Source organism: Pseudomonas sp. No.21 (assembly GCF_054558415.1).
The window spans coordinates 285,265-304,920 of record NZ_BAAJNO010000004.1 but is presented as its reverse complement, the minus strand read 5'-3'; the positions used below and the strand labels follow the sequence as shown (position 1 = coordinate 304,920).

Annotated in this window: 17 protein-coding genes and 1 pseudogene; 8 read left to right on the top strand and 10 right to left on the bottom strand. The window is 66.7% G+C overall.

Annotated elements, in window-relative coordinates; all coding sequences use genetic code 11:
* Positions 1–9: 9 nt before the first annotated feature.
* A complete protein-coding gene (ppsR, locus tag ACYJSS_RS09805; RefSeq protein WP_111261444.1) occupies positions 10–828 on the bottom strand; it encodes a posphoenolpyruvate synthetase regulatory kinase/phosphorylase PpsR in 819 nt (272 codons plus the stop codon).
* 160 nt (positions 829–988) lie between these two features.
* Here ppsR and ppsA point away from each other — a divergent pair, with 160 nt between their 5' ends.
* Both ppsA and ACYJSS_RS09795 read left to right on the top strand, forming a co-directional pair.
* Positions 989–3,358 (top strand): phosphoenolpyruvate synthase, encoded by a 2,370-nt coding sequence (gene ppsA / locus ACYJSS_RS09800; protein WP_111261445.1) that lies wholly within the window; start codon positions 989–991, stop codon positions 3,356–3,358.
* Positions 3,359–3,423: 65 nt separating this feature from the next.
* Entirely contained in the window at positions 3,424–4,407 is a 984-nt protein-coding gene (locus ACYJSS_RS09795) for an alpha/beta fold hydrolase (protein WP_111261446.1), read from the top strand.
* Between the two features lie 29 nt (positions 4,408–4,436).
* Here ACYJSS_RS09795 and ACYJSS_RS09790 read toward each other — a convergent pair whose 3' ends face one another.
* The gene (locus ACYJSS_RS09790; protein WP_158545601.1) at positions 4,437–4,778 is read right to left on the bottom strand and encodes a hypothetical protein; all 342 of its coding nucleotides are present in this window, start codon (positions 4,776–4,778) and stop codon (positions 4,437–4,439) included.
* Positions 4,779–4,792: 14 nt separating this feature from the next.
* Here ACYJSS_RS09790 and rraA point away from each other — a divergent pair, with 14 nt between their 5' ends.
* The 6 genes from rraA to ACYJSS_RS09760 all read left to right on the top strand — a co-directional run bounded on the left by rraA (position 4,793) and on the right by ACYJSS_RS09760 (position 9,266).
* The gene (gene rraA / locus ACYJSS_RS09785) at positions 4,793–5,281 is read left to right on the top strand and encodes a ribonuclease E activity regulator RraA (RefSeq protein ID WP_021220316.1); all 489 of its coding nucleotides are present in this window, start codon (positions 4,793–4,795) and stop codon (positions 5,279–5,281) included.
* 22 nt (positions 5,282–5,303) lie between these two features.
* Positions 5,304–6,299 carry a zinc transporter ZntB gene (locus ACYJSS_RS09780; protein ID WP_111261448.1) on the top strand — a complete coding sequence of 332 codons (996 nt, stop codon included), beginning with the start codon at positions 5,304–5,306 and terminating at the stop codon, positions 6,297–6,299.
* A 54-nt stretch (positions 6,300–6,353) separates the two neighbouring features.
* Positions 6,354–6,599 carry a CrfX protein gene (locus ACYJSS_RS09775; protein ID WP_111261449.1) on the top strand — a complete coding sequence of 82 codons (246 nt, stop codon included), beginning with the start codon at positions 6,354–6,356 and terminating at the stop codon, positions 6,597–6,599.
* A gap of 2 nt (positions 6,600–6,601) precedes the next feature.
* Entirely contained in the window at positions 6,602–7,426 is an 825-nt protein-coding gene (locus ACYJSS_RS09770; RefSeq protein ID WP_111261450.1) for a mechanosensitive ion channel family protein, read from the top strand.
* A gap of 94 nt (positions 7,427–7,520) precedes the next feature.
* A complete protein-coding gene (gene sigX / locus ACYJSS_RS09765; RefSeq protein WP_021220312.1) occupies positions 7,521–8,111 on the top strand; it encodes an RNA polymerase sigma factor SigX in 591 nt (196 codons plus the stop codon).
* Between the two features lie 108 nt (positions 8,112–8,219).
* Complete coding sequence (locus ACYJSS_RS09760; protein WP_111261451.1) at positions 8,220–9,266, top strand: OmpA family protein; 1,047 nt, start codon at positions 8,220–8,222, stop codon at positions 9,264–9,266.
* Between the two features lie 183 nt (positions 9,267–9,449).
* Here ACYJSS_RS09760 and cobA read toward each other — a convergent pair whose 3' ends face one another.
* The 8 genes and pseudogenes from cobA to ACYJSS_RS09720 form a co-directional block, all read right to left on the bottom strand.
* A complete protein-coding gene (gene cobA / locus ACYJSS_RS09755; protein ID WP_111261452.1) occupies positions 9,450–10,187 on the bottom strand; it encodes a uroporphyrinogen-III C-methyltransferase in 738 nt (245 codons plus the stop codon).
* 10 nt (positions 10,188–10,197) lie between these two features.
* Positions 10,198–12,912, bottom strand: coding sequence for a nitrate reductase (locus tag ACYJSS_RS09750; protein ID WP_111261453.1), 2,715 nt, complete (start codon positions 12,910–12,912; stop codon positions 10,198–10,200).
* Positions 12,913–13,027: 115 nt separating this feature from the next.
* Positions 13,028–14,227 (bottom strand): annotated as a pseudogene (locus tag ACYJSS_RS09745) (NAD(P)/FAD-dependent oxidoreductase); the annotation flags it as partial.
* Positions 14,228–14,488: 261 nt separating this feature from the next.
* Entirely contained in the window at positions 14,489–16,159 is a 1,671-nt protein-coding gene (locus tag ACYJSS_RS09740) for a bifunctional protein-serine/threonine kinase/phosphatase (protein WP_111261455.1), read from the bottom strand.
* Positions 16,160–16,164: 5 nt separating this feature from the next.
* Positions 16,165–17,376 carry a NarK family nitrate/nitrite MFS transporter gene (locus tag ACYJSS_RS09735; RefSeq protein ID WP_111261456.1) on the bottom strand — a complete coding sequence of 404 codons (1,212 nt, stop codon included), beginning with the start codon at positions 17,374–17,376 and terminating at the stop codon, positions 16,165–16,167.
* A 497-nt stretch (positions 17,377–17,873) separates the two neighbouring features.
* The gene (locus tag ACYJSS_RS09730) at positions 17,874–18,317 is read right to left on the bottom strand and encodes a thioesterase family protein (protein WP_111261294.1); all 444 of its coding nucleotides are present in this window, start codon (positions 18,315–18,317) and stop codon (positions 17,874–17,876) included.
* A gap of 105 nt (positions 18,318–18,422) precedes the next feature.
* Positions 18,423–19,109: a polysaccharide lyase family 7 protein gene (locus tag ACYJSS_RS09725; protein ID WP_111261295.1), complete on the bottom strand. Its 687-nt coding sequence runs from the start codon at positions 19,107–19,109 to the stop codon at positions 18,423–18,425.
* Positions 19,110–19,284: 175 nt separating this feature from the next.
* The gene (locus tag ACYJSS_RS09720) at positions 19,285–19,653 is read right to left on the bottom strand and encodes a VOC family protein (RefSeq protein ID WP_111261296.1); all 369 of its coding nucleotides are present in this window, start codon (positions 19,651–19,653) and stop codon (positions 19,285–19,287) included.
* Positions 19,654–19,656: the final 3 nt, after the last annotated feature.

Below are 19,656 nucleotides of genomic sequence, written 5' to 3'. Positions count from 1 at the left end.
GCTAAAGACTTACTTGAGCCTCCGCTCGACGCCTTTCTCGACGAGGATCTTCGCCGAGATTTCCTCGACCGAGAAATGCGTGGAGTTGATGAAGTTGATGTTCTCGCGGCGGAACAGGTTCTCCACCTCGCGGACCTCGAACTCGCACTGGGCGAAGCTGGCGTAGCGGCTGTTGGGCTTGCGCTCGTTGCGGATCGCGGTGAGGCGATCGGGGTCGATGGTCAGGCCGAACAGCTTGCTCTTGTACTTCTTCAGGGCGGCCGGCAGTTGCAGGCGCTCCATGTCCTCTTCGGTCAGCGGATAATTTGCCGCACGAATTCCGTATTGCATTGCCATATACAGGCAGGTCGGCGTCTTTCCGCAGCGGGATACGCCAACGAGGATGAGGTCGGCCTTGTCGTAGTAATGGGTGCGGGCGCCGTCGTCGTTGTCGAGGGCGAAGTTCACGGCCTCGATGCGCTCCATGTAGTTGGCGCTGTGGGCGATCGAGTGCGACTTGCCCACCGAGTACGAGGAGTGCGAGGTGAGTTCCTGTTCCAGCGGGGAGAGGAAGGTCGAGAAGATGTCGATCATGAACCCGTTGGACGTGGCGAGAATGTCACGGATTTCCTGGTTCACTATGGTGTCGAAGATGATGGGCCGGGCCCCGTCCGCCTCGGCAGCTATATTGATTTGCTGTACCATGGCGCGCGCTTTTTCGACGCTGTCTATATAAGGCCGCGTGAGCTTCGCGAAGGTAATGGTCTCGAACTGCGCCAACAGGCTCTGCCCGAGGGTTTCAGCGGTGATGCCGGTACCGTCGGAGATGAAAAAAGCGGTTCGTTTCATGCGCCAAAGGCCTTAAGTCGGGATCGATTCTTGGCTATCATAGGCCCGTTTTTGCTGGCCCATTGCCGGCCCGCATTGTGACTCATTTTTCCGGCCTCGCGCCAGAACACGGCGGAACCGCTCCGCACGAGCTTTTCCAACAGATAGTGGAGAGATCACCTTGGTAGAGTACGTAGTTTCCCTCGATAAGCTCGGCGTCCACGATGTTGAGCATGTGGGGGGCAAGAACGCATCCCTGGGCGAGATGATCAGCAATCTGGCTGGCGCCGGGGTATCCGTTCCCGGTGGTTTCGCCACTACTGCGCAGGCCTATCGCGACTTCCTCGAGCAGAGCGGCCTCAATGATCAGATCCACGCCGCGCTGGATGCCCTCGATGTCGATGATGTCGCTGCCCTGGCCAAGACCGGTGCGCAGATCCGCCAGTGGGTGATGGACGCCGAGTTCCCCCCGCGCCTGGATGCCGAGATCCGTTCCGCCTTCGCCACCATGGCCGGTGGCAATGACAACATGGCCGTGGCCGTGCGCTCCTCCGCCACCGCCGAGGACCTGCCGGATGCGTCCTTCGCCGGCCAGCAGGAAACCTTCCTCAACATCCGTGGCGTGGACAACGTGATCCGTGCCGCCAAGGAAGTCTTCGCTTCCCTCTTCAACGACCGCGCCATCGCCTACCGCGTGCACCAGGGTTTCGACCACAAGCTGGTCGCCCTGTCCGCCGGCGTGCAGCGCATGGTGCGCTCGGAAACCGGCACCGCCGGCGTGATGTTCACCCTGGACACCGAGTCCGGCTTCCGTGACGTGGTGTTCATCACCGGTGCCTACGGCCTCGGCGAGACCGTGGTGCAGGGCGCGGTGAACCCCGACGAGTTCTACGTGCACAAGCACACCCTGGAAGCCGGCCGCCCCGCGATCCTGCGCCGCAACCTGGGCAGCAAGGCGATCAAGATGATCTACGGCGACGAAGCCAAGGCCGGCAAGTCGGTGAAGACCGTCGACGTCGACCGCGCCGAACGCGCCCGCTTCTGCATCACCGATGCCGAGGTCACCGAGCTGGCCAAGCAGGCCATGATCATCGAGAAGCACTACGGTCGCCCGATGGACATCGAATGGGCCAAGGACGGTGACGACGGCAAGCTGTACATCGTGCAGGCCCGTCCCGAGACCGTTAAGAGCCGCGCCAGCGCCACCGTGATGGAGCGCTACCTGCTGAAGGAAAAGGGCACCGTCCTGGTGGAAGGCCGCGCCATCGGCCAGCGCATCGGCGCCGGCCCGGTGAAGGTGATCCACGACGTTTCCGAGATGGACAAGGTCCAGCCGGGCGACGTGCTGGTCTCCGACATGACCGACCCGGACTGGGAACCGGTGATGAAGCGCGCCAGCGCCATCGTCACCAACCGTGGCGGCCGTACCTGCCACGCCGCGATCATCGCCCGTGAACTGGGCATCCCGGCTGTCGTCGGCTGCGGCAACGCGACCCAGGTGCTGAAGGATGGCCAGGGCGTGACCGTCTCCTGCGCCGAAGGCGACACCGGCTTCATCTTCGAAGGCGAACTGGGCTTCGACATCCGCAAGAACTCCGTCGACGCCATGCCCGAGCTGCCGTTCAAGATCATGATGAACGTCGGCAACCCCGACCGCGCCTTCGACTTCGCCCAGCTGCCCAACGAGGGTGTCGGCCTGGCGCGCCTGGAATTCATCATCAACCGCATGATCGGCGTGCACCCCAAGGCGCTGCTGAACTTCGCCGGCCTGCCCAGCGAGATCAAGGACAGCGTCGAGAAGCGCATCGCCGGCTATGACGATCCGGTCGGCTTCTACGTCGAGAAGCTGGTCGAGGGCATCAGCACCCTGGCCGCGGCCTTCTGGCCGAAGAAGGTCATCGTGCGTCTCTCGGACTTCAAGTCCAACGAATACGCCAACCTGATCGGCGGCAAGCTCTACGAGCCGGAAGAAGAGAACCCGATGCTCGGCTTCCGTGGCGCCTCGCGCTACATCAGCGAATCCTTCCGTGACTGCTTCGAGCTGGAATGCCGTGCGCTGAAGAAAGTGCGCAACGACATGGGCCTGACCAACGTCGAGATCATGGTGCCCTTCGTCCGTACCCTGGGCGAAGCCAGCCAGGTGGTCGAGCTGCTGGCCAGCAACGGCCTGAAGCGCGGCGACAACGGCCTCAAGGTCATCATGATGTGCGAGCTGCCGTCCAACGCGCTGCTGGCCGAGGAGTTCCTCGAGTTCTTCGATGGCTTCTCCATCGGTTCCAATGACCTGACCCAGCTGACCCTGGGCCTGGACCGTGACTCCGGCATCGTCGCCCACCTGTTCGACGAGCGTAATCCGGCGGTCAAGAAGCTGCTGGCCAATGCCATCGCCGCCTGCAACAAGGCCGGCAAGTACATCGGCATCTGCGGCCAGGGCCCGTCCGACCATCCGGACCTGGCCAAGTGGCTCATGGAGCAGGGCATCGAGAGCGTGTCGCTGAACCCCGACTCGGTCCTCGATACCTGGTTCTTCCTGGCCGAAGGCCAGGCGTGACCTTCTAACCGCAACCAGAAGAAGGGCGGGCTGCAAACCCGCCCTTTTTCGTGCAAGTAGCATTCATGCAAAGCAGCAGTGATCTATTCCCCGTCGCGCTGATCAGCGCGGAACTCCGTGGCGACATCACGGAAGACGTCTATCGCCTCAAGCCCGGAAACAGCCCCGACTCCAGTGTCGAGCTGGTCATCACCCGGCTGGGGCTGCCCGGCCACGAGGAGCAGCGTGGCGTACCCGTGGTCCTCCTGCACGGCAGCTTCTCCAATCGTCGCTTCTGGTACTCGCCCAAAGGCCTCGGGCTCGGCCCGCACCTGGCCCGTGCCGGCTTCGACGTGTGGATCGCCGAGATGCGTGGCCACGGCCTGTCGCCGCGCAACCAGGACTACCGGCGCAACCGCGTCGCCGACTACGCGCGCTACGACCTGCCGGCCATCGGGGCCTTCGTCCGCGAACAGGCGGCGCAGGCGCCCCACTGGATCGGTCATTCCCTGGGCGGGATCACGCTTGCGGCGGCGTTGGGCGGTCATTACCTGGCGGGGGAGCACGTTGCGTCCGTCGCATTGTTCGGCAGCCAGATCAGTCGCGTCTACTGGCCCCTGAAGGTTCCGCCGGTGGAGTGGAGCGGACGCTTCCTGCTCAAGCGCCTGGCCGTGCTGTCCGGGCCTGGCCTCAAGCGCGGGCCCGAGGACGAGCCCATCGGCATCGGCCTGGAAAGCCTGCGCTGGCACGGCCTGTTCGGTCGCTTCGGCGATGCCGAGCGCGACTGGTGGAAGGGGCTCGCCGAGGTGAATGTGCCGGTATTGGCCGTCGGTGCTGCCGGCGACCGGCAGGACCCGGCCTGGGCCTGCCGCAAGCTGCTGGAGCAGTTCGGCAGCGAGGCGAAGCAGTTCCTCTGCCTGTCCCGAGAGAATGGCTTCGCCGACGACTACGGTCATATCGAGATGCTGGTCAGCAAGCATGCCCAGCAGGAGGTCTGGCCGCTGGTGGAGCACTGGCTCGGTCAGTTGCAGTTGCCCGGCTCGTTCGGCCAGGCGGTGCCCGCCGTCTGAAGCCCCATTCCAGGCGCTATGGCGCTGTGCTAAAGATGCAGGGGCCGTATCGAGGCGGAGGGTGCAGGCTCGTCGCGCTGGAGCGCCGGATCGATCAGCAGGATGGCCAGTGCGGGACTTGCCAGCCGAGTGGCCGTCAATTGCTGCTGATCGTCGGTGATCAGCAGGGCATCATCCTGGAAAACCCACGCCGGCGCAGGGGCGCGCCCTTGCACAACGGCACGCTCGAAGGTAGGGTGCTGCGCTGTTCCCGCCACGGGATCGCCTTCGATCCGGACAGTGGCCGCGCCCTCGATGCGGCCTGTTCGCCGCCGCTTCGGCTGACGCTGGCTCATGACGGTGATCGTGTCGGCCTCGACCTGTAAACCCATCAAGGAGCCTTGCCATGCAATACGTCACCCCTGATCTGTGCGACGCGTACCCGGACCTGGTGCAGGTCGTCGAGCCGATGTTCAGCAACTTCGGCGGCCGCGATTCCTTCGGTGGCGAGATCGTCACCATCAAGTGCTTCGAGGACAACTCCCTGGTCAAGGAGCAGGTCGACCTGCCGGGCCAGGGCAAGGTGCTGGTGGTGGACGGCGGCGGCTCCCTGCGTCGCGCCCTGCTGGGCGACATGCTGGCCGAGAAGGCGGCGAAGAACGGCTGGGAAGGCATCGTCGTATACGGCTGCATCCGCGACGTCGACGTCATCGCCCAGACCGACCTGGGTGTACAGGCCCTGGCCAGCCATCCGATGAAGACCGACAAGCGCGGTATCGGCGACCTCAACGTGGCCGTCACCTTCGGCGGCATCACCTTCCGCCCGGGCGAATTCGTCTATGCCGACAACAACGGCATCATCGTCTCTCCGCAAGCCCTGAAGATGCCGGAATGACCGGACGGGGTACTCGCTGAGGATGGTCGAGGAACGCAACGTACGCTGGGGGCTGGTGCACGCCTATGTCCTGGATGGCCGGGGTGGGGCGCGCTCCATCACCAAGGACGAGCTGGATGTCATCGAGCTGCAGGAACCGGAAAGCCTCTGGCTGCACTGGGACCGCGGCCACGCGCTGGCGCGCCAGTGGCTGCGCGAGGCCAGCGGGCTGAGCGAGTTCGCCTGTGACCTGCTGCTGGAGGAAAGCACCCGCCCGCGCCTGGTGAGCCTGCCGGAGAACCAGCTGCTGCTGTTCCTGCGAGGCGTCAACCTCAACCCGGGTGCCCAGCCCGAGGACATGGTCGCGGTGCGCATCTTCGCCGATGCGCAGCGCGTCATCTCCCTGCGCCTGCGACCGCTGCACGCCACCGACGAGCTGATCGAGCAGTGGAATGGCGGCACCGGGCCGAAGACCGCCTCCGAGGTGCTGCTCTACCTGGCCGAGCACCTGACCGACAAGGTCGATGCCCTGGTCGCCTCGCTTTCCGAGGAGGTCGACGAGCAGGAGGAGCGCCTGGATGCCAGCGAGCGCTACAACCCCGATCACGACCTGATGCTGCACATCCGTCGTCGCGCCGCCGGCCTCAAGCGTTTCCTGGCGCCGCAGCGGGACATCTATGGCCAGCTGATGCGCAACCGCATGAGCTGGTTCGCCGCCGACGACACCGATTACTGGAACGAGCTGAACAACCGCCTCACCCGCTACCTGGAAGAGCTCGAGCTGATCCGCGAGCGCGTCGGCCTGGTGCTGGAGTCGGAGAACCGGCGCATGAGCGAGCGCATGACCCGCACCATGTACCTGCTGGGCATCATCACCGGTTTCTTCCTGCCGATGAGCTTCATCACCGGCCTGCTGGGTATCAACGTCGGGGGTATCCCTGGTGCCGACGCGCCCTATGGCTTCGTCGTCGCCTGCCTGCTGATTCTCGGCGTCGCCGCGTTCCAGTGGTGGCTCTTTCGTCGCCTGCGCTGGCTCTGATGTGACCCGCTGATCGCTGGCCTCGTCTAGCCGACATATCCACGTGAGGTGCGCATGCACGATCCGTTCGAAGAATCCCTGCGGGACCTGCTCAAGCGTTCGTCATCCGAGCACGATGACAACGCCGCGCTGGGCCGCGTGCTCAAGACCGCCAACCGCCAGGTTGGCGTCGGCGACCTGTTCAGCCTGCTCGGCCATTGGGCCGAGGCACTGATGATCGCCCTCAACAACGGCTCGGCCCACGTGGCGCCGGTCTCTCGTCGTACCTCATCGAAACGCTCCGCTGACAAGGCTGATTGAACATGGAATTCGACCCCTGGACCCAAGGTATCGTTAACGCCATGACCACGGTGTGGACACCGGTGGCCGGCTTCATCCCGCGCCTGTTCGGTGCCCTGGTCGTGGTCCTGCTGGGCTTCGTCGTGGCCAAGCTGCTCGACACCCTGCTGTCCAAGCTGCTGGCCAAGCTCGGCCTCGATCGCCTGATGGGCGGTACCGGCCTGACCAAGATTCTCGCCCGCGTCGGCATCCAGGTGCCGGTCTCCACGCTGATCGGCAAGATCGTCTACTGGTTCGTGCTGCTGATCTTCCTGGTTTCCGCCGCCGAATCCCTCGGCCTCGACCGCGTCTCAGCCACCCTCGACATGCTCGCCCTCTACCTGCCCAAGGTGCTCGGTGCAGCCCTGGTGCTGCTGGCCGGCGTGCTCCTGGCGCAGCTGGTCAGCGGCATCGTCCGTGGCGCCGCCGAAGGGGTGGGGCTGGACTACGCCCACGGTCTGGGGCGCATCGCCCAGGGCCTGGTGATCATCATCAGCATCTCGGTGGCCATCGGGCAACTGGAGGTCAAGACCGACCTGCTGAACAACGTCATCGCCATCGTGCTGATCTCCATCGGCCTGGCCGCCGCGCTGGCGCTGGGCCTTGGCAGTCGCGACATCGCCGGGCAGATCATCGCCGGCATCTACGTGCGCGAGCTCTACCAGGTGGGGCAGGACGTGAAGGTGGGTGACGTCGAGGGGCAGATCGAGGAAATAGGCACGGTGAAGACCATCATCCTCACCGACGAGGGCGACCTCGTGTCGGTGTCCAACCGGACATTGCTCGACCAGCGGGTAACGAGCCGCTAACGCGGCTCCTCAACCCTTGCTAATGTATGCCGCCATAGCGGAGCGCTGCCTCGCGTTCCGGCGGCTCCTGACCTGACTGTCGGCCCGACCCGTTTTGAACAAGCCCCAATCGCTTTCCTTGCGCTACGACCCTCGCGAGCTCTCCGATGAAGAGCTGGTGGAGCGCGCCCATGTCGAGCTGTTTCATGTCACGCGCGCCTATGAAGAACTCATGCGTCGCTACCAGCGCACCCTGTTCAACGTCTGTGCCCGATATTTGGGGAACGAACGAGACGCCGACGATGTCTGTCAGGAGGTGATGCTGAAGGTGCTGTATGGATTGAAGAACTTCGAAGGGAAGTCCAAGTTCAAGACATGGCTCTATAGCATCACGTATAACGAATGCATTACCCAATATCGGAAAGAGCGTCGTAAACGTCGCTTACTTGATGCCTTGAGTCTCGATCCTCTCGAGGAGGCCTCGGAGGAGAAGGCACCCAAGCTCGAAGAGCGTGGGGGCCTTGAAAGATGGCTGGTGCATGTGAACCCGATCGATCGTGAAATCCTGGTGCTGCGCTTTGTCGCAGAACTGGAATTTCAGGAAATTGCTGACATTATGCATATGGGTCTGAGCGCGACGAAGATGCGTTACAAGCGCGCGCTGGATCGCTTGAGAGAAAAATTTTCAGGTCTGACCGAAACTTAGTTGGGCAAAATTAATCTCTTAGATCAGCGAGTTCTGGTAAACTTGCCGACCAAGTTGTCTTCCGAGATTGTTCGACAACTTACTGACAACCAAGATGGGGATTTACGGATGAAACTGAAAAACACCTTAGGCGTAGCCGTTGGCTCTCTCGTTGCCGCATTTTCTCTGAACGCGCTGGCGCAAGGCCAAGGCGCTGTCGAGGTGGAGGCTTTCGGCAAGCGCTACTTCACCGACAGCTCGCGTGATCTGTCCAACGGCAACCTGTTCGGTGGTTCGGTTGGTTACTACCTCACTGACGACGTCGAACTGGCTCTGTCCTATGGCGAGTTTCACGACATTCGTTCCGAAAACGACACCGGTAACAAGAACATCAAGGGCAGCCAGGCTGGCCTCGATGCCATCTACCACTTCGGCACCCCGGGTGTCGGCCTGCGCCCGTACGTTTCCGCTGGCTTCGCTCACCAGAGCATCAGCAACGTGCCGGCCCGTACCGGTCGTGACCACAGCACCTTCGCCAACATCGGCACCGGCCTGAAGTACTACTTCACCGAGAACTTCTACGCCAAAGCCGGCCTGGACGGCATGTACAACATCGATGTGGGCGAGTCCGAGTGGGCCGCTGGCGTAGGTGTTGGCGTGAACTTCGGTGGTGGCTCCAAGCCCGCTGCCGAGCCGGCCCCGGCTCCGGTTGCCGAAGTCTGCTCCGACAGCGACAACGACGGCGTCTGCGACAACGTCGACAAGTGCCCGGACACCCCGGCCAACGTCACCGTTGACGCCGATGGCTGCCCGGCCGTTGCCGAAGTGGTTCGCGTCGAGCTGGACGTCAAGTTCGACTTCGACAAGTCCAAGGTCAAAGAAGAAAGCTACGGCGACATCAAGAACCTGGCTGACTTCATGAACCAGTACCCGTCGACCACCACCACCGTTGAAGGCCACACCGACTCCGTCGGCACCGACGCCTACAACCAGAAACTGTCCGAGCGTCGTGCCAACGCCGTTCGTGAAGTCCTGGTCAACCAGTACGGTGTAGGTTCCGAGCGCGTCAACTCGGTTGGTTACGGTGAGTCCCGCCCGGTTGCCGACAACGCCACCGACGCTGGCCGCGCTGTCAACCGTCGCGTAGAAGCTGAAGTAGAAGCCCAAGCCAAGTAATTGGTCTGAGCTTTGGAAAAACCCGGCCTCGGCCGGGTTTTTCTTTGCCTGGAGAAAAGTGCCGAGAGTCCTGGTTTGGCTCGTTGGGCCTCGCACGCTCGGCACCAACCTACAGGGAACACGTAGGTTGGGTAGAGGTACGAAACCCAACGTTGCGATGCCGAGCCGTGGAATGCCGCCCGATCAGGCGCTCAGCGCCTCGGACACTGCCACGGCCTCACCGGCCACCTCGCCGATCACCAGGATCGCCGGGCTCTTGAGCTGGAAGGTGCCGGCGTCGGCCTGCATCCGTGCCAGCGTGCTGCGGCATTCGCGCTGATGGGGCAGGGAGGCGTTCTCGATCATCGCCACCGGCATATCCGCCGCCATGCCGCCGGCCAGCAGGCCTTCACGGACCGCCGCCAGGCGCGCCACGCCCATGTACACCACCAGCGTGGTGCCGCTGCGGGCCAGGGCCTGCCACTCGGGTTCGCTGTCGTCCTGGGTGTGGGCGGTGACCAGGGTTACGCCCCGGCTGATGCCGCGCAGGGTCAGGGGGATGCCGCACTGTGTGGCCCCCGCCAGGCCGGCTGTGATGCCGTTGACCAGTTCGCTCTCTACCTCACGTTCGGCCAGCCACTGCGCCTCCTCGCCGCCCCGGCCGAAGATGCAGGGGTCGCCGCCCTTGAGGCGCACCACGTGCCTGCCCTGGCGTGCGTAGCGCAGCATCAGGCGATGGATGAAGGCCTGCGGCGTCGAGCGACAGCCCCCACGCTTGCCGACGCGGATCACCCGGGCGCCCGGGCAGTGCTCCAGCACCGCCGGGTTGACCAGGTCGTCGATCATCACCACCTCGGCGCCGTTGAGCACCCGCACCGCTTTCAGCGTCAGCAGCTCCGGGTCACCGGGCCCCGCACCCACCAGCCAGACCTTGCCATTCATGGGCGTCTCCTCAGGCGTTCACTGCGGTCGGCACCGGTGGCGCCGCCAGCATTCTCTTGATTTCCGGTACGCAGGAGCCGCAACGCGTGCCGCACCCCAATGCTTCTTTCAGCCCCGCCAGGTCCAGCCCCTGGGCGATGCCCGCCTGCACGGCTTGCAGGCTGACGTTCATGCAGTTGCACAGGGTGCGATTGGCGCCGGCCGCAGCACTGGCACCTGGCGGTGCACTCAGGGGGGCCAGCAGCCAGCGCCGCAGTTCCGCGTCCATGCGGCCTTCCTGCCACAGGCTCTTTAGCCAGCCCCAGGCGGCGGTTTCGCCAGCCAGGCGCAGCGCAGTGATGCGCCCCTGCTCGATAAGCACGCGCTTGCCCACCGCGCGCTGCGGGTCGTCGTAACTCATCACCGGCCCCTGATCCAGTTGCAGCAGACGGTCGATATGCGCCAGTAGCTCCGTATCCGGTGCCTGCCCGTGGGCCGCGCGCAGCACCAGGGCAGGGCGCTCACGCCCGGCCAGGGCCAGGTTGGCGTAGGTGAAGGCCTCGCACAGTGGTCGGAGGGCTTCGAAGCGCGCTTGCACATCACCTTCCACCAGTACGAAGAGCTGCCAGGGCAGGTCTGCCCGCTCCACCTCGACACCGGCGTGCTTGAGTTCCGGCTGCTTCGAGAGCGGATCGCAGGCCGGCGTGGTCAGCACATTGACGCCCAGCCCCTTGAGGAAGCGATCGCCCCAGTGCATGGGCAGGAAGGCCTGGCCGGGGCGCAGGGCCTCGTCGCCCATGACCGGCACCACCAGCTCGCCGCGACGGCTCCTCACCCGCACCAGATCACCATCCTCGAGCCGGCGGCGGCGCATCTCCACGGGGTGCAGCCCCAGTTGCGCCTGCTCCACGTGGCCGAACAGCTGGGCGGCGGTGCCGGTGCGGCTCATGCCGTGCCACTGGTCGCGCAGCCGGCCTGTGTTCAGGGTCAATGGGTAGCGCAGTTCGCGGCGCTCCTGGGGGGCGAGGTAAGGGTCGGCGACGAACTGTGCACGACCGCTCGGCGTGGGAAAGCGGCCGTCGCAATAGAGGCGCGCTGTGCCTTGCCGGGCGCCGGCGGGGTAGGGCCACTGCTGCGGGCCCTGGGTGTCGATCAGGCCGTAGCCGATGCCGGTCAGGTCCAGGTCGCGGCCGGCGGTGAGCGGCTTGTACTCTTCGAACAGCGCTTCGGGGCCTGCGAAGTCGAACAGGCTGGGCTCGCCCGGGCGCAGGTGGTGTTCCAGGCGCCGGGCGAAGTCGCAGGCGATGGCCCAGTCCGGGCGCGCCTCGCCCGGTGCCGGTACGGCGCGGCGCACATGGCTGATGCGGCGCTCGGAATTGGTCACGGTGCCTTCCTTCTCGCCCCAGCTGGCGGCGGGCAGCAGCAGGTCGGCGTGGCGGCAGGTCTCGGTGGTGAAGAAGGCCTCCTGGACTACCACGAAGGGGCAGGCGGCCAGCGCCGCGTGCACCCGCTGCTGGTCGGGAAGGGACTGGGCCGGGTTGGTGCAGACGATCCACAGCGCCTTGATGCGCCCCTCGCCCACGGCGTCGAACAGGTCGATGGCCGACAGCCCCGGCGTCTCTGGCAAGCGCTCCACCCCCCAGTAGGCCGCCACCTCGGCGCGGTGTTCGGCATTGCCCGCCTCACGGTGGCCGGGCAGCAGGTTCGACAGGCTGCCCGTCTCGCGGCCGCCCATGGCGTTGGGTTGGCCGGTGAGGGAGAAGGGCCCGGCACCCGCTCGGCCGATCTGCCCGGTGGCCAGGTGCAGGTTGATCAGCGCGCTGTTCTTGGCGCTGCCGGCGCTGGACTGGTTCAGGCCCATGCACCAGAGCGAGAGGAAGCTCGGCGTGCGGCCGATCCACTCGGCGCAGCGCAGCAGGTCGGCGCTGTCGATGCCGCACAGCTCGGCCACCCGTGCCGGGCCGAAGTCGCGTACGCGTTCCTTGAGCGCATCGAAGCCTTCGGTGTGGCGTTCGATGAAGCGCCGGTCCACCCAGCCCTCCCACAGCAGGATGTGGAGGAGGCCGTGGAACAGCGCCACGTCGCTGCCCGGGGTGATGGCCAGGTGCAGGTCGGCCAGCTCGCAGGTGTCTGTGCGGCGCGGGTCGACCACGATCACGCGCATGTCGGGGCGCCTGGCCCTGGCTTCCTCCAGGCGGCGGAACAGCACCGGGTGGGCGAAGGCCATGTTGCTGCCGGCGATCAGCACGCAGTCGCTCTGCTCGATGTCCTCGTAGGAGCAGGGTGGCGCGTCGGCGCCCAGGCTGCGCTTGTAGCCGACCACGGCGGACGACATGCACAGCCGCGAATTGCTGTCGATGTTGTGGGTGCCCACCAGGGCGCGGGCCAGCTTGTTGAAGGCGTAGTAGTCCTCGGTCAGCAACTGGCCGGAGACATAGAAGGCCACGCTGTCCGGCCCGTGCTCGGCGATGGTCTCGGCGAAGCGGGCGGCGGCGTGGTCCAGCGCGCTGTCCCAGTCCATCCGGGTACGTGCCAGGCCCTTGCCCAGGCGCAGTTCCGGGTACAGCGCGCGGGCCTGGAGGTCGCCCGTCAGGTGCAGTGTGGAACCCTTGCTGCACAGGCGGCCGAAGTTGGCCGGGTGCGTCGGGTCGCCGGCGACGCCGAGGATGTGCGTGCCGTCGTGCTCGATCAGCACGCCGCAGCCGACGCCGCAGTAGCAGCAGGTGGAGGCGGTGGTCTGGCTCATGGCGAAGGCTCCCTTGGAGAGAAGGTCAGGCGCTCTGCAGAAGGCGCACCGGAACGCGCGCAGGCTCGGCGCGATGGGGGCCGGCGGCCGGCTCGACCGCCTGTGCGGCCACGGCCTCGCCGAACATCAGGCGATCGCGGATGCCGCTGATATCGGCATGCTCCTGCACCTGGCGGAAGTACCAGCCACCGTCGGCGGTGTCGCCGAACAGGCAGGCGCCCACCAGCACGCCGCCCCTGATCACCAGCTTCTTGTAGATGCCGCCGATGGGGTCGGAGAGGGTGATGCTCTCGGTGCCTTCGCCGCCCATGAAGTCGCCGGCGGAAAACAGGTCGATACCGGTGACCTTGAGCTTGGTGGAGACCACCGAACCCTGGTAACGGGCGAAGCCGAGCCGCGCCAGGTGGTTGGCGCACACCTGCGCCTGTTCGAACAGCGGCGCCACCAGGCCGTAGGCGATGCCGCGGTGGCTGGCGCATTCGCCGATGGCATAGATGCGCGGGTCGTTGGTCTGCAGGGTGTCGCTGACCAGGATGCCGCGCTCGCAGGGCAGCCCGGCGCGTTCGGCCAGGGCGATGTTGGGGCGGATGCCGGCGGCCATCACCACCAGGTCGGCGGGGATCACCTCGCCGCCGCGCACTTGCACCGCGCAGACGTGGCCGGTGCCGTGGTCCAGCAGCTCCTCGGTCTGGGTGCCCAGGCGGAAGTGGATGCCGCGCGCCTCCAGCGCCTGTTGCAGCAGGCGGCCGGCGGTGCGGTCCAGCTGGCGCTCCAGCAGCCAGTCGGAGATATGCACCACGGTCACCTCCATGCCGCGCTGGCGAAGGCCGTTGGCCGCCTCCAGGCCGAGCAGGCCGCCGCCGATCACCACCGCGTGGCTGCGGGTACGGGCGCTGTCGATCATCTGCCGGGTATCGGCGATGTCGCGGTAGCCGATCACCCCCGGCAGGCGGTTGCCCGGCACGGGCAGGATGAAGGGCGAGGAACCGGTGGCGATCACCAGGCGATCGTAGCCCGCCTCGGTGCCATCCTCGGCGATGACCAGGCGACGGCGGCGATCGATCTTCACCACGGTGCGGTTGAGCAGCAGGCGGATGCCGTGCCCGGCGTACCACTCCAGGTCGTTGAGCACGATGTCCTCGAAGGCCTGCTCACCGGCCAGCACCGGCGACAGCATGATGCGGTTGTAGTTGGGGTGGGGCTCGGCGCCGAACACCGTGATGTCGTAGAGATCCGGGGCGAGCTTGAGCAGCTCCTCCAGGGTACGGACCCCGGCCATGCCGTTGCCGATCATCACCAGCCTGGGTTTGTTCATGGTCACGCTCCTGCATGAATGCCGGGCAAACAAAAAAGGCGTCCCGCTGTTGCCAGCAGGACGCCTTTGTCCAAGTCCCGTTCTATCGGGAAAGTGCCATCTCTACGTTGAGGTGGGCGCTTTTGTAGATTGTGATCGAGTCTTTGCAGGGCCTGTGCCAACTCCTTCGGGCCCCGCTTTCCGGGGTTCCGCCGAGCCTGCACGGGGCGGGCGGGAGCCGCTGGCGCACCGCTTCGGGGCGGCGTGCCCGGCAACGGTGCGTCAACCGTGCAGGCAGAGCACCAGCAGCGCCAGGTTGCCCAGCAGGGAAAGCAGGGCGATACCGCGCCAGACCTTCAGCGGCTCGCGCTCCAGCAAGGGGCGCGGGTTTACCGACAGGGCCCTGCGCTCGCCCTGTTCCAGGGCCAGCAGCCATTCTTCTGCCGTCTCGTAGCGTTGCGTGGGCTCGCTGGCCAGGGCGCGGGCGAGGCATTCGTCGAGCCAGGCGGGCAGGTCCGGGCGGTAGCGGCTGGCGGGCGTCGGTGTGCCGAAGCGCGGGCGCTGGAAGGCCTCGATCTCGCCGAAGGGGTAATGCCCGGTCAGCAACCGGTAGAGGGTGACGCCGGCGGCGTAGAGGTCCTGGCGCGTGGTGGGCGGCGCGCCATCGAAGGCCTCGGGGGCGATGTAGCTGGGCGTGCCCGGCAGGCTGTGCGCCTCGTCCTGGGACAGGCCCGGGCAGTAGGCCAGGCCGAAGTCGAGCAGGCGCAGCTCGCCGTCTTCGCCGCGCAGCAGGTTCTCTGGCTTGATGTCGCGGTGCAGGATGTTGCGCCGGTGCAGCATGCCCAGGGCCTTGAGCAGGCGCGGGGCGAGGTCCAGCCAGTCGGTCAGCGCCAGCGGCCCATCCTCGCGCAGCTGCTGGGCCAGGGTGCGGCCCGGGTATTCGCGCTGCAGGTAGTACAGGTGCTGGCGCTGCGGCAGCGGATGCACCTCGGCGAAATGCCGTCCCGCCACGCGCCGCAGGAACCATTCCTCCTGCAGCAGTGCGGGCCCGGCGCCGGGGTCGGCGTGCCGGGCGGGCGGCAGGGTCTTCAGCAGCCAGGGTTGGCCGGCCTCGTCGAGCACGCGGTAGAGCAGCGACTGGCGCGACTCGACCAGCCGCCCCTGTACCCGCCAGCCCTCGAACAGCTGGCCGGGGCGCAGTTCCGGCGGCAGCGGCCACGCCTCCAATTGCGCCAGGGCGTCGGCCAGGCCACTGGGCGGCAGCCCGTCGACCCGTACCAGCAGCGCGCTGGCATTGTCCTGGCCGCCCGCCAGGTGCGCGGCGGCCACCAGGGCGCGGCTGGCCGCCCCGGGCTCGGGTTCGTCCTGGAGGATGCGCAGGATGCCGGCATCGCCCAGCACCGCCCAGATGCCATCGCTGACCAGGAGGAAGTGCTCGTCCTCCTGCAGCTCGCCCTCCAGGTAATCCACCACCAGGTGCTGGTCCAGCCCCAGCGCGCGCTTGAGCACGTGCTGCATGCCGGGCTGCTCCCAGACGTGGTCTTCGCTGAGGCGGTCGAGCTGGCCGGCGTGCCAGCGGTAGGCACGGCAGTCGCCGACATGGGCGAGGGTGAAGCGGCGGCCGCGCAGCACCAGCGCGGTGAGGGTGGTCAGCAGCGGCTGGCCGCCGCCGTTGGCCTGCAGCCAGCGGTTGTGGGCCAGCAGCAGGCGGTCGAGGGATTGCGCCACCGCCCAGGTTTCCGGCGTGGCGTAGTAGTCCAGCGCCAGCGCCTGCAGGGTGGCGCGTGCGGCCAGGCCGCCGTCGGCGCACTGGCTGACGCCATCGGCCAGGGCGAACAGGTAGCCCTTGCTGGCGGCCAGGGCCGGTGCGGGCGTCACCACCCGCAGGGCGTCCTGGTTTTCGCGGCGCGGGCCGATGGCGCTGGCCTCGCCGAAGCTCAGTTGCAGCCCCATGGCGCTCAGACGCGCGCCGCGGTGACGGCCGCCGAGCCCCAGGTGGTGCGCCAGCGCAGCTTCACGCCGTAGAGACCGAACCAGGCCAGCACGCCGAGGCTGGCGAACAGCCACAGGCCCAGCTGGTAGTCGCCGGTGTGCTGCTTGATGGCACCCAGGCCTGCGGTGAGGCAGAAGCCGCCCATGCCGCCGGCCATGCCGATGAGCCCGGTCATCACGCCCATTTCCTTGTGGAAGCGCTGCGGCACCAGTTGGAATACCGCGCCGTTGCCGGCGCCGAGGCTGAGCATGGCCACCACGAACAGGGCCAGCGCCGCCGTGGCGCTGGCGATGTGGAAGCCCACCGCCGCGATGCAGAGGGCGGCCAGGGTGTAGACCACCAGCAGGGTGCGGATGCCGCCGATGCGGTCGGCGAAGGCGCCGCCCAGGGGGCGCATCAGGCTGCCGGCGAAGACGCAGGCGGCGGTGTAGTAGCCGGCGGTCACCGGCTCCAGGCCGTACTGGTCGTGGAAGTAGCCGGGCAGGGTGCTGGCCAGGCCGAGGAAGCCGCCGAAGGTGACGCTGTAGAAGAACATGAACCACCAGCTGTCACGGTCGCCCAGGGCCTTCATGTAGTCGGCGAGGGATTTCGGCGCGGGGCGGTCGGGGGCGTTGCGCGCGGCCAGGGTGAAGATCGCCAGGGTCAGCACCAGCGGGATCAGCGCCAGGCCGAACACGTTGTTCCAGCCGAACAGCGCGGCCAGGCCCGGGGCGAACAGCGCCGCCAGCACGGTGCCGGAGTTGCCCGCGCCGGCGATGCCCAGGGCCTTGCCCTGGTGCTGCGGCGGGTACCACTGCGAGGCCAGCGGCAGCGCCACGGCGAAGGAGGCCCCGGCGAAGCCGAGGAACAGGCCCAGCAGCAGCGCCTGCTCGTAGTTGTGGATGCCCAGTTGCCAGGCGGTGAACAGCGCGGCGATCACCACCACCTGGCCGAACAGCCCGGCGGATTTCGGTGAGGTGCGGTCGGCCAGCAGGCCCAGCAGGAAGCGCAGCACGGCCCCGGCGAGGATGGGCGTGGCGACCATCATGGCGCGTTGCTGGGTGGTCAGCTGCAGGTCGGCGGCGATCTGCACGCCCAGCGGGCCGAGCACGTACCAGACCATGAAGCTCAGGTCGAAATAGAGAAATGCGGCGAACAGGGTGGGGGCGTGGCCGGCCTTCCAGAAACTCGTAGTCATCGAACACCTCATCTGCGTCAGGGGGCCGGAAGGGCGCGCCGCGGGACAGCCCCGGCGGTCGCACCCTCCCGGAACACGTCGCGCTCGTGGCGCTTCGTGCCACGGCCTTGGCCGTGGCTGGGTAGGGTGGGTCGCATGCGGGCGCCCGGATCACGGCACGCCTGCCGCCCCATCGCTGGGGCCGGAACGAAAAAAGCGCCGCGCACTGGCTGCATTTCTGCGCAGTGACGCGACGCCTTTGTCGTTCAGTCGGGCAACCGCCGTTGGCTACCTGTGCAGGCGATGGAGCAAGAGATGGGCCAAGCAGGGCACGGGGCGGGTCCCCCACGGGGTGGGCAGGGGCAAGTGCCTGATTCGACAGGCCCTTGCCGGCGTGGGCGCGGTTGTGGAGTGGTGCGCGTCATCCCCGTTCAGGCCGTGGATGACGCCGGGGGCCGATGCAAAAGGGGGCGCGATGCGGTGGCCATGCACCGGGTCGGGGCCAGGTAGCTCGTCGCTCAGTCCAGCCAGTTGACCTTGGGGAAGGTGCTGCGGAATTTCTCCGGCATCTCCACCACCTTCGACTGGCGGTAGTCGAAGAACACGAAGCCGGACTTGGCCATGGCCACCAGCTTGCCGTCGGCGGGGCGGGTGATGCGGAAGGTGATGTCGCCGCCGTAGCGGTTGAAGTCCATCACGCCGACTTCGAACAGCAACTGGTCGCGGGCGTGGGCCTCGGCACGGTAGGTGGTGGCCAGGTCGGTGACGATGATGCCGGTGCCGTCGCCCTCGGTCTCGGTGATGCCGAAGTCGAAGAGGAAGCGCGCGCGGGCCTCGGAGATCATCGAGATCATCGAGTCGTTGCCCAGGTGGTTGGCGCCATTGATGTCGGTGACCCGCACGGTCAGGTGGGTGGAGTAGCAGAACTGGTCTTCGGGGAAGTTCAGGGTCAGGCGGGCCATCGGGGTGCAAACCTCGTACGTCGGTAGGGAAGGGGCCGTGGCAACGGCGGGCGGATTCTACCCGCGCCGCCGCCGCTATGTGGCCATTCGCCGACTGAATGAGGCTTAGCGGTGCAGGCCGTTGAGCCAGTAGAAGGTCACCCGGCCGCCTTCGTTGCTCGGCCCGCGGTTGTCCTGGATATAGGCGCCGGCCTTGAAGTAGAGCTGCTGGTTGCCCCAGTAGCCGCTCAGCTGGCGGAACAGGCCACCGTCGTCGCCCTTGCTGGTGACGGTGATGCCCAGGCGCCCGCTGGGGGTGAGGCGCAGGTCGTAGCCGAAGCGCTCGCCCAGGTCGACATTCTCGGCCAGCAGGATGTTCTCCACCTCCTTGTCGCCGGGGCGCTTGCGCAGCAGGGCCTCGAGGCGGCCGGTGCCGTCCTTGTAGTGGTACTGCAGCTTCAGCAGCGGGTCGTTCTCGCTGCCGGCTTCGTCCTTGCTGTGGATCTGCCCGATGATGATCTTGTTCTTGCTTGGCACCTGCTGCACCGAAAGCACCGCGCTCAGGTAATTGTCGGCGCTCTGGTAGTTCCAGTAGCTCAGGGTGCCGTCGGCCTGGGTCTCGCGCAGCTCGCTGCGGGGGTAGCGGGCGTCTTCGCTGGTGCTGCCGGTGACGGGCACCCAGAAGGTCACGCTGCCGTCGTCGTTGTGGCGGAAGTACTGGCTTTCATAGCCGTTGTTGAGGCGCTGGGTGGTGATGAGCGTGGCGGATTGGTGGGCGGGGATGTCGAGTTTCCAGGTGCTGAGATCGATCACGGGCTGTCCTTGAGGCCGGGGGAATAAGCCCCTGTTGGGACCGGCACGATCCCGGAAGTTCAGCGAGGTTCCACTTAGGCGACGAACTGCATCGTCGCGGGCCAGTGAGGCGGCACGGTGCCATCAGCCGGGCGGTGCTGGACCGCCCGGCCACAGGCCGGCGGCCGGCAACCCCTTACAGCGTCAGGCGGTAGACCCGCAGGCGGTGGCCGTCGGGGTCGATGCCGCTGAAGGTGTAGCCGAAGTCCATGGCCTCCGGCGCCTGGACGATCTCCACGCCCTGCTCCTGCCAGAGCCGATGCAGGCGATGCACGTCGTCGTCGCTGTCGACGTGGAAGCACAGCTCGCCGCCCCCGCCCGGCACGGTGGTCGCCGGCTTCACGCCGTCGCGGGCCCAGAGGCCGAGCTTGAAGCCGTTGTCGAAGACGAACAGGGCGAAGCCCGGGCTGTGCTCGACGGTCTCGCGCGCCAGCAGGCGCCGATAGAAAGCGGCGCTGCGCACGGGGTCGTCGACGTACAGGTTGAGCAGGTTGGGGGCGATCATCGG

Coding starts and splice junctions, on each gene's coding strand:
- ppsR (WP_111261444.1), bottom strand. CDS start 828: ATGAAACGAACCGCTTTTTTCATCTCCGACGGTACCGGCATCACCGCT.
- ACYJSS_RS09795 (WP_111261446.1), top strand. CDS start 3,424: ATGCAAAGCAGCAGTGATCTATTCCCCGTCGCGCTGATCAGCGCGGAA.
- ACYJSS_RS09790 (WP_158545601.1), bottom strand. CDS start 4,778: ATGGGTTTACAGGTCGAGGCCGACACGATCACCGTCATGAGCCAGCGT.
- rraA (WP_021220316.1), top strand. CDS start 4,793: ATGCAATACGTCACCCCTGATCTGTGCGACGCGTACCCGGACCTGGTG.
- ACYJSS_RS09780 (WP_111261448.1), top strand. CDS start 5,304: ATGGTCGAGGAACGCAACGTACGCTGGGGGCTGGTGCACGCCTATGTC.
- ACYJSS_RS09775 (WP_111261449.1), top strand. CDS start 6,354: ATGCACGATCCGTTCGAAGAATCCCTGCGGGACCTGCTCAAGCGTTCG.
- ACYJSS_RS09770 (WP_111261450.1), top strand. CDS start 6,602: ATGGAATTCGACCCCTGGACCCAAGGTATCGTTAACGCCATGACCACG.
- ACYJSS_RS09760 (WP_111261451.1), top strand. CDS start 8,220: ATGAAACTGAAAAACACCTTAGGCGTAGCCGTTGGCTCTCTCGTTGCC.
- cobA (WP_111261452.1), bottom strand. CDS start 10,187: ATGAATGGCAAGGTCTGGCTGGTGGGTGCGGGGCCCGGTGACCCGGAG.
- ACYJSS_RS09750 (WP_111261453.1), bottom strand. CDS start 12,912: ATGAGCCAGACCACCGCCTCCACCTGCTGCTACTGCGGCGTCGGCTGC.
- ACYJSS_RS09740 (WP_111261455.1), bottom strand. CDS start 16,159: ATGGGGCTGCAACTGAGCTTCGGCGAGGCCAGCGCCATCGGCCCGCGC.
- ACYJSS_RS09735 (WP_111261456.1), bottom strand. CDS start 17,376: ATGACTACGAGTTTCTGGAAGGCCGGCCACGCCCCCACCCTGTTCGCC.
- ACYJSS_RS09730 (WP_111261294.1), bottom strand. CDS start 18,317: ATGGCCCGCCTGACCCTGAACTTCCCCGAAGACCAGTTCTGCTACTCC.
- ACYJSS_RS09720 (WP_111261296.1), bottom strand. CDS start 19,653: ATGATCGCCCCCAACCTGCTCAACCTGTACGTCGACGACCCCGTGCGC.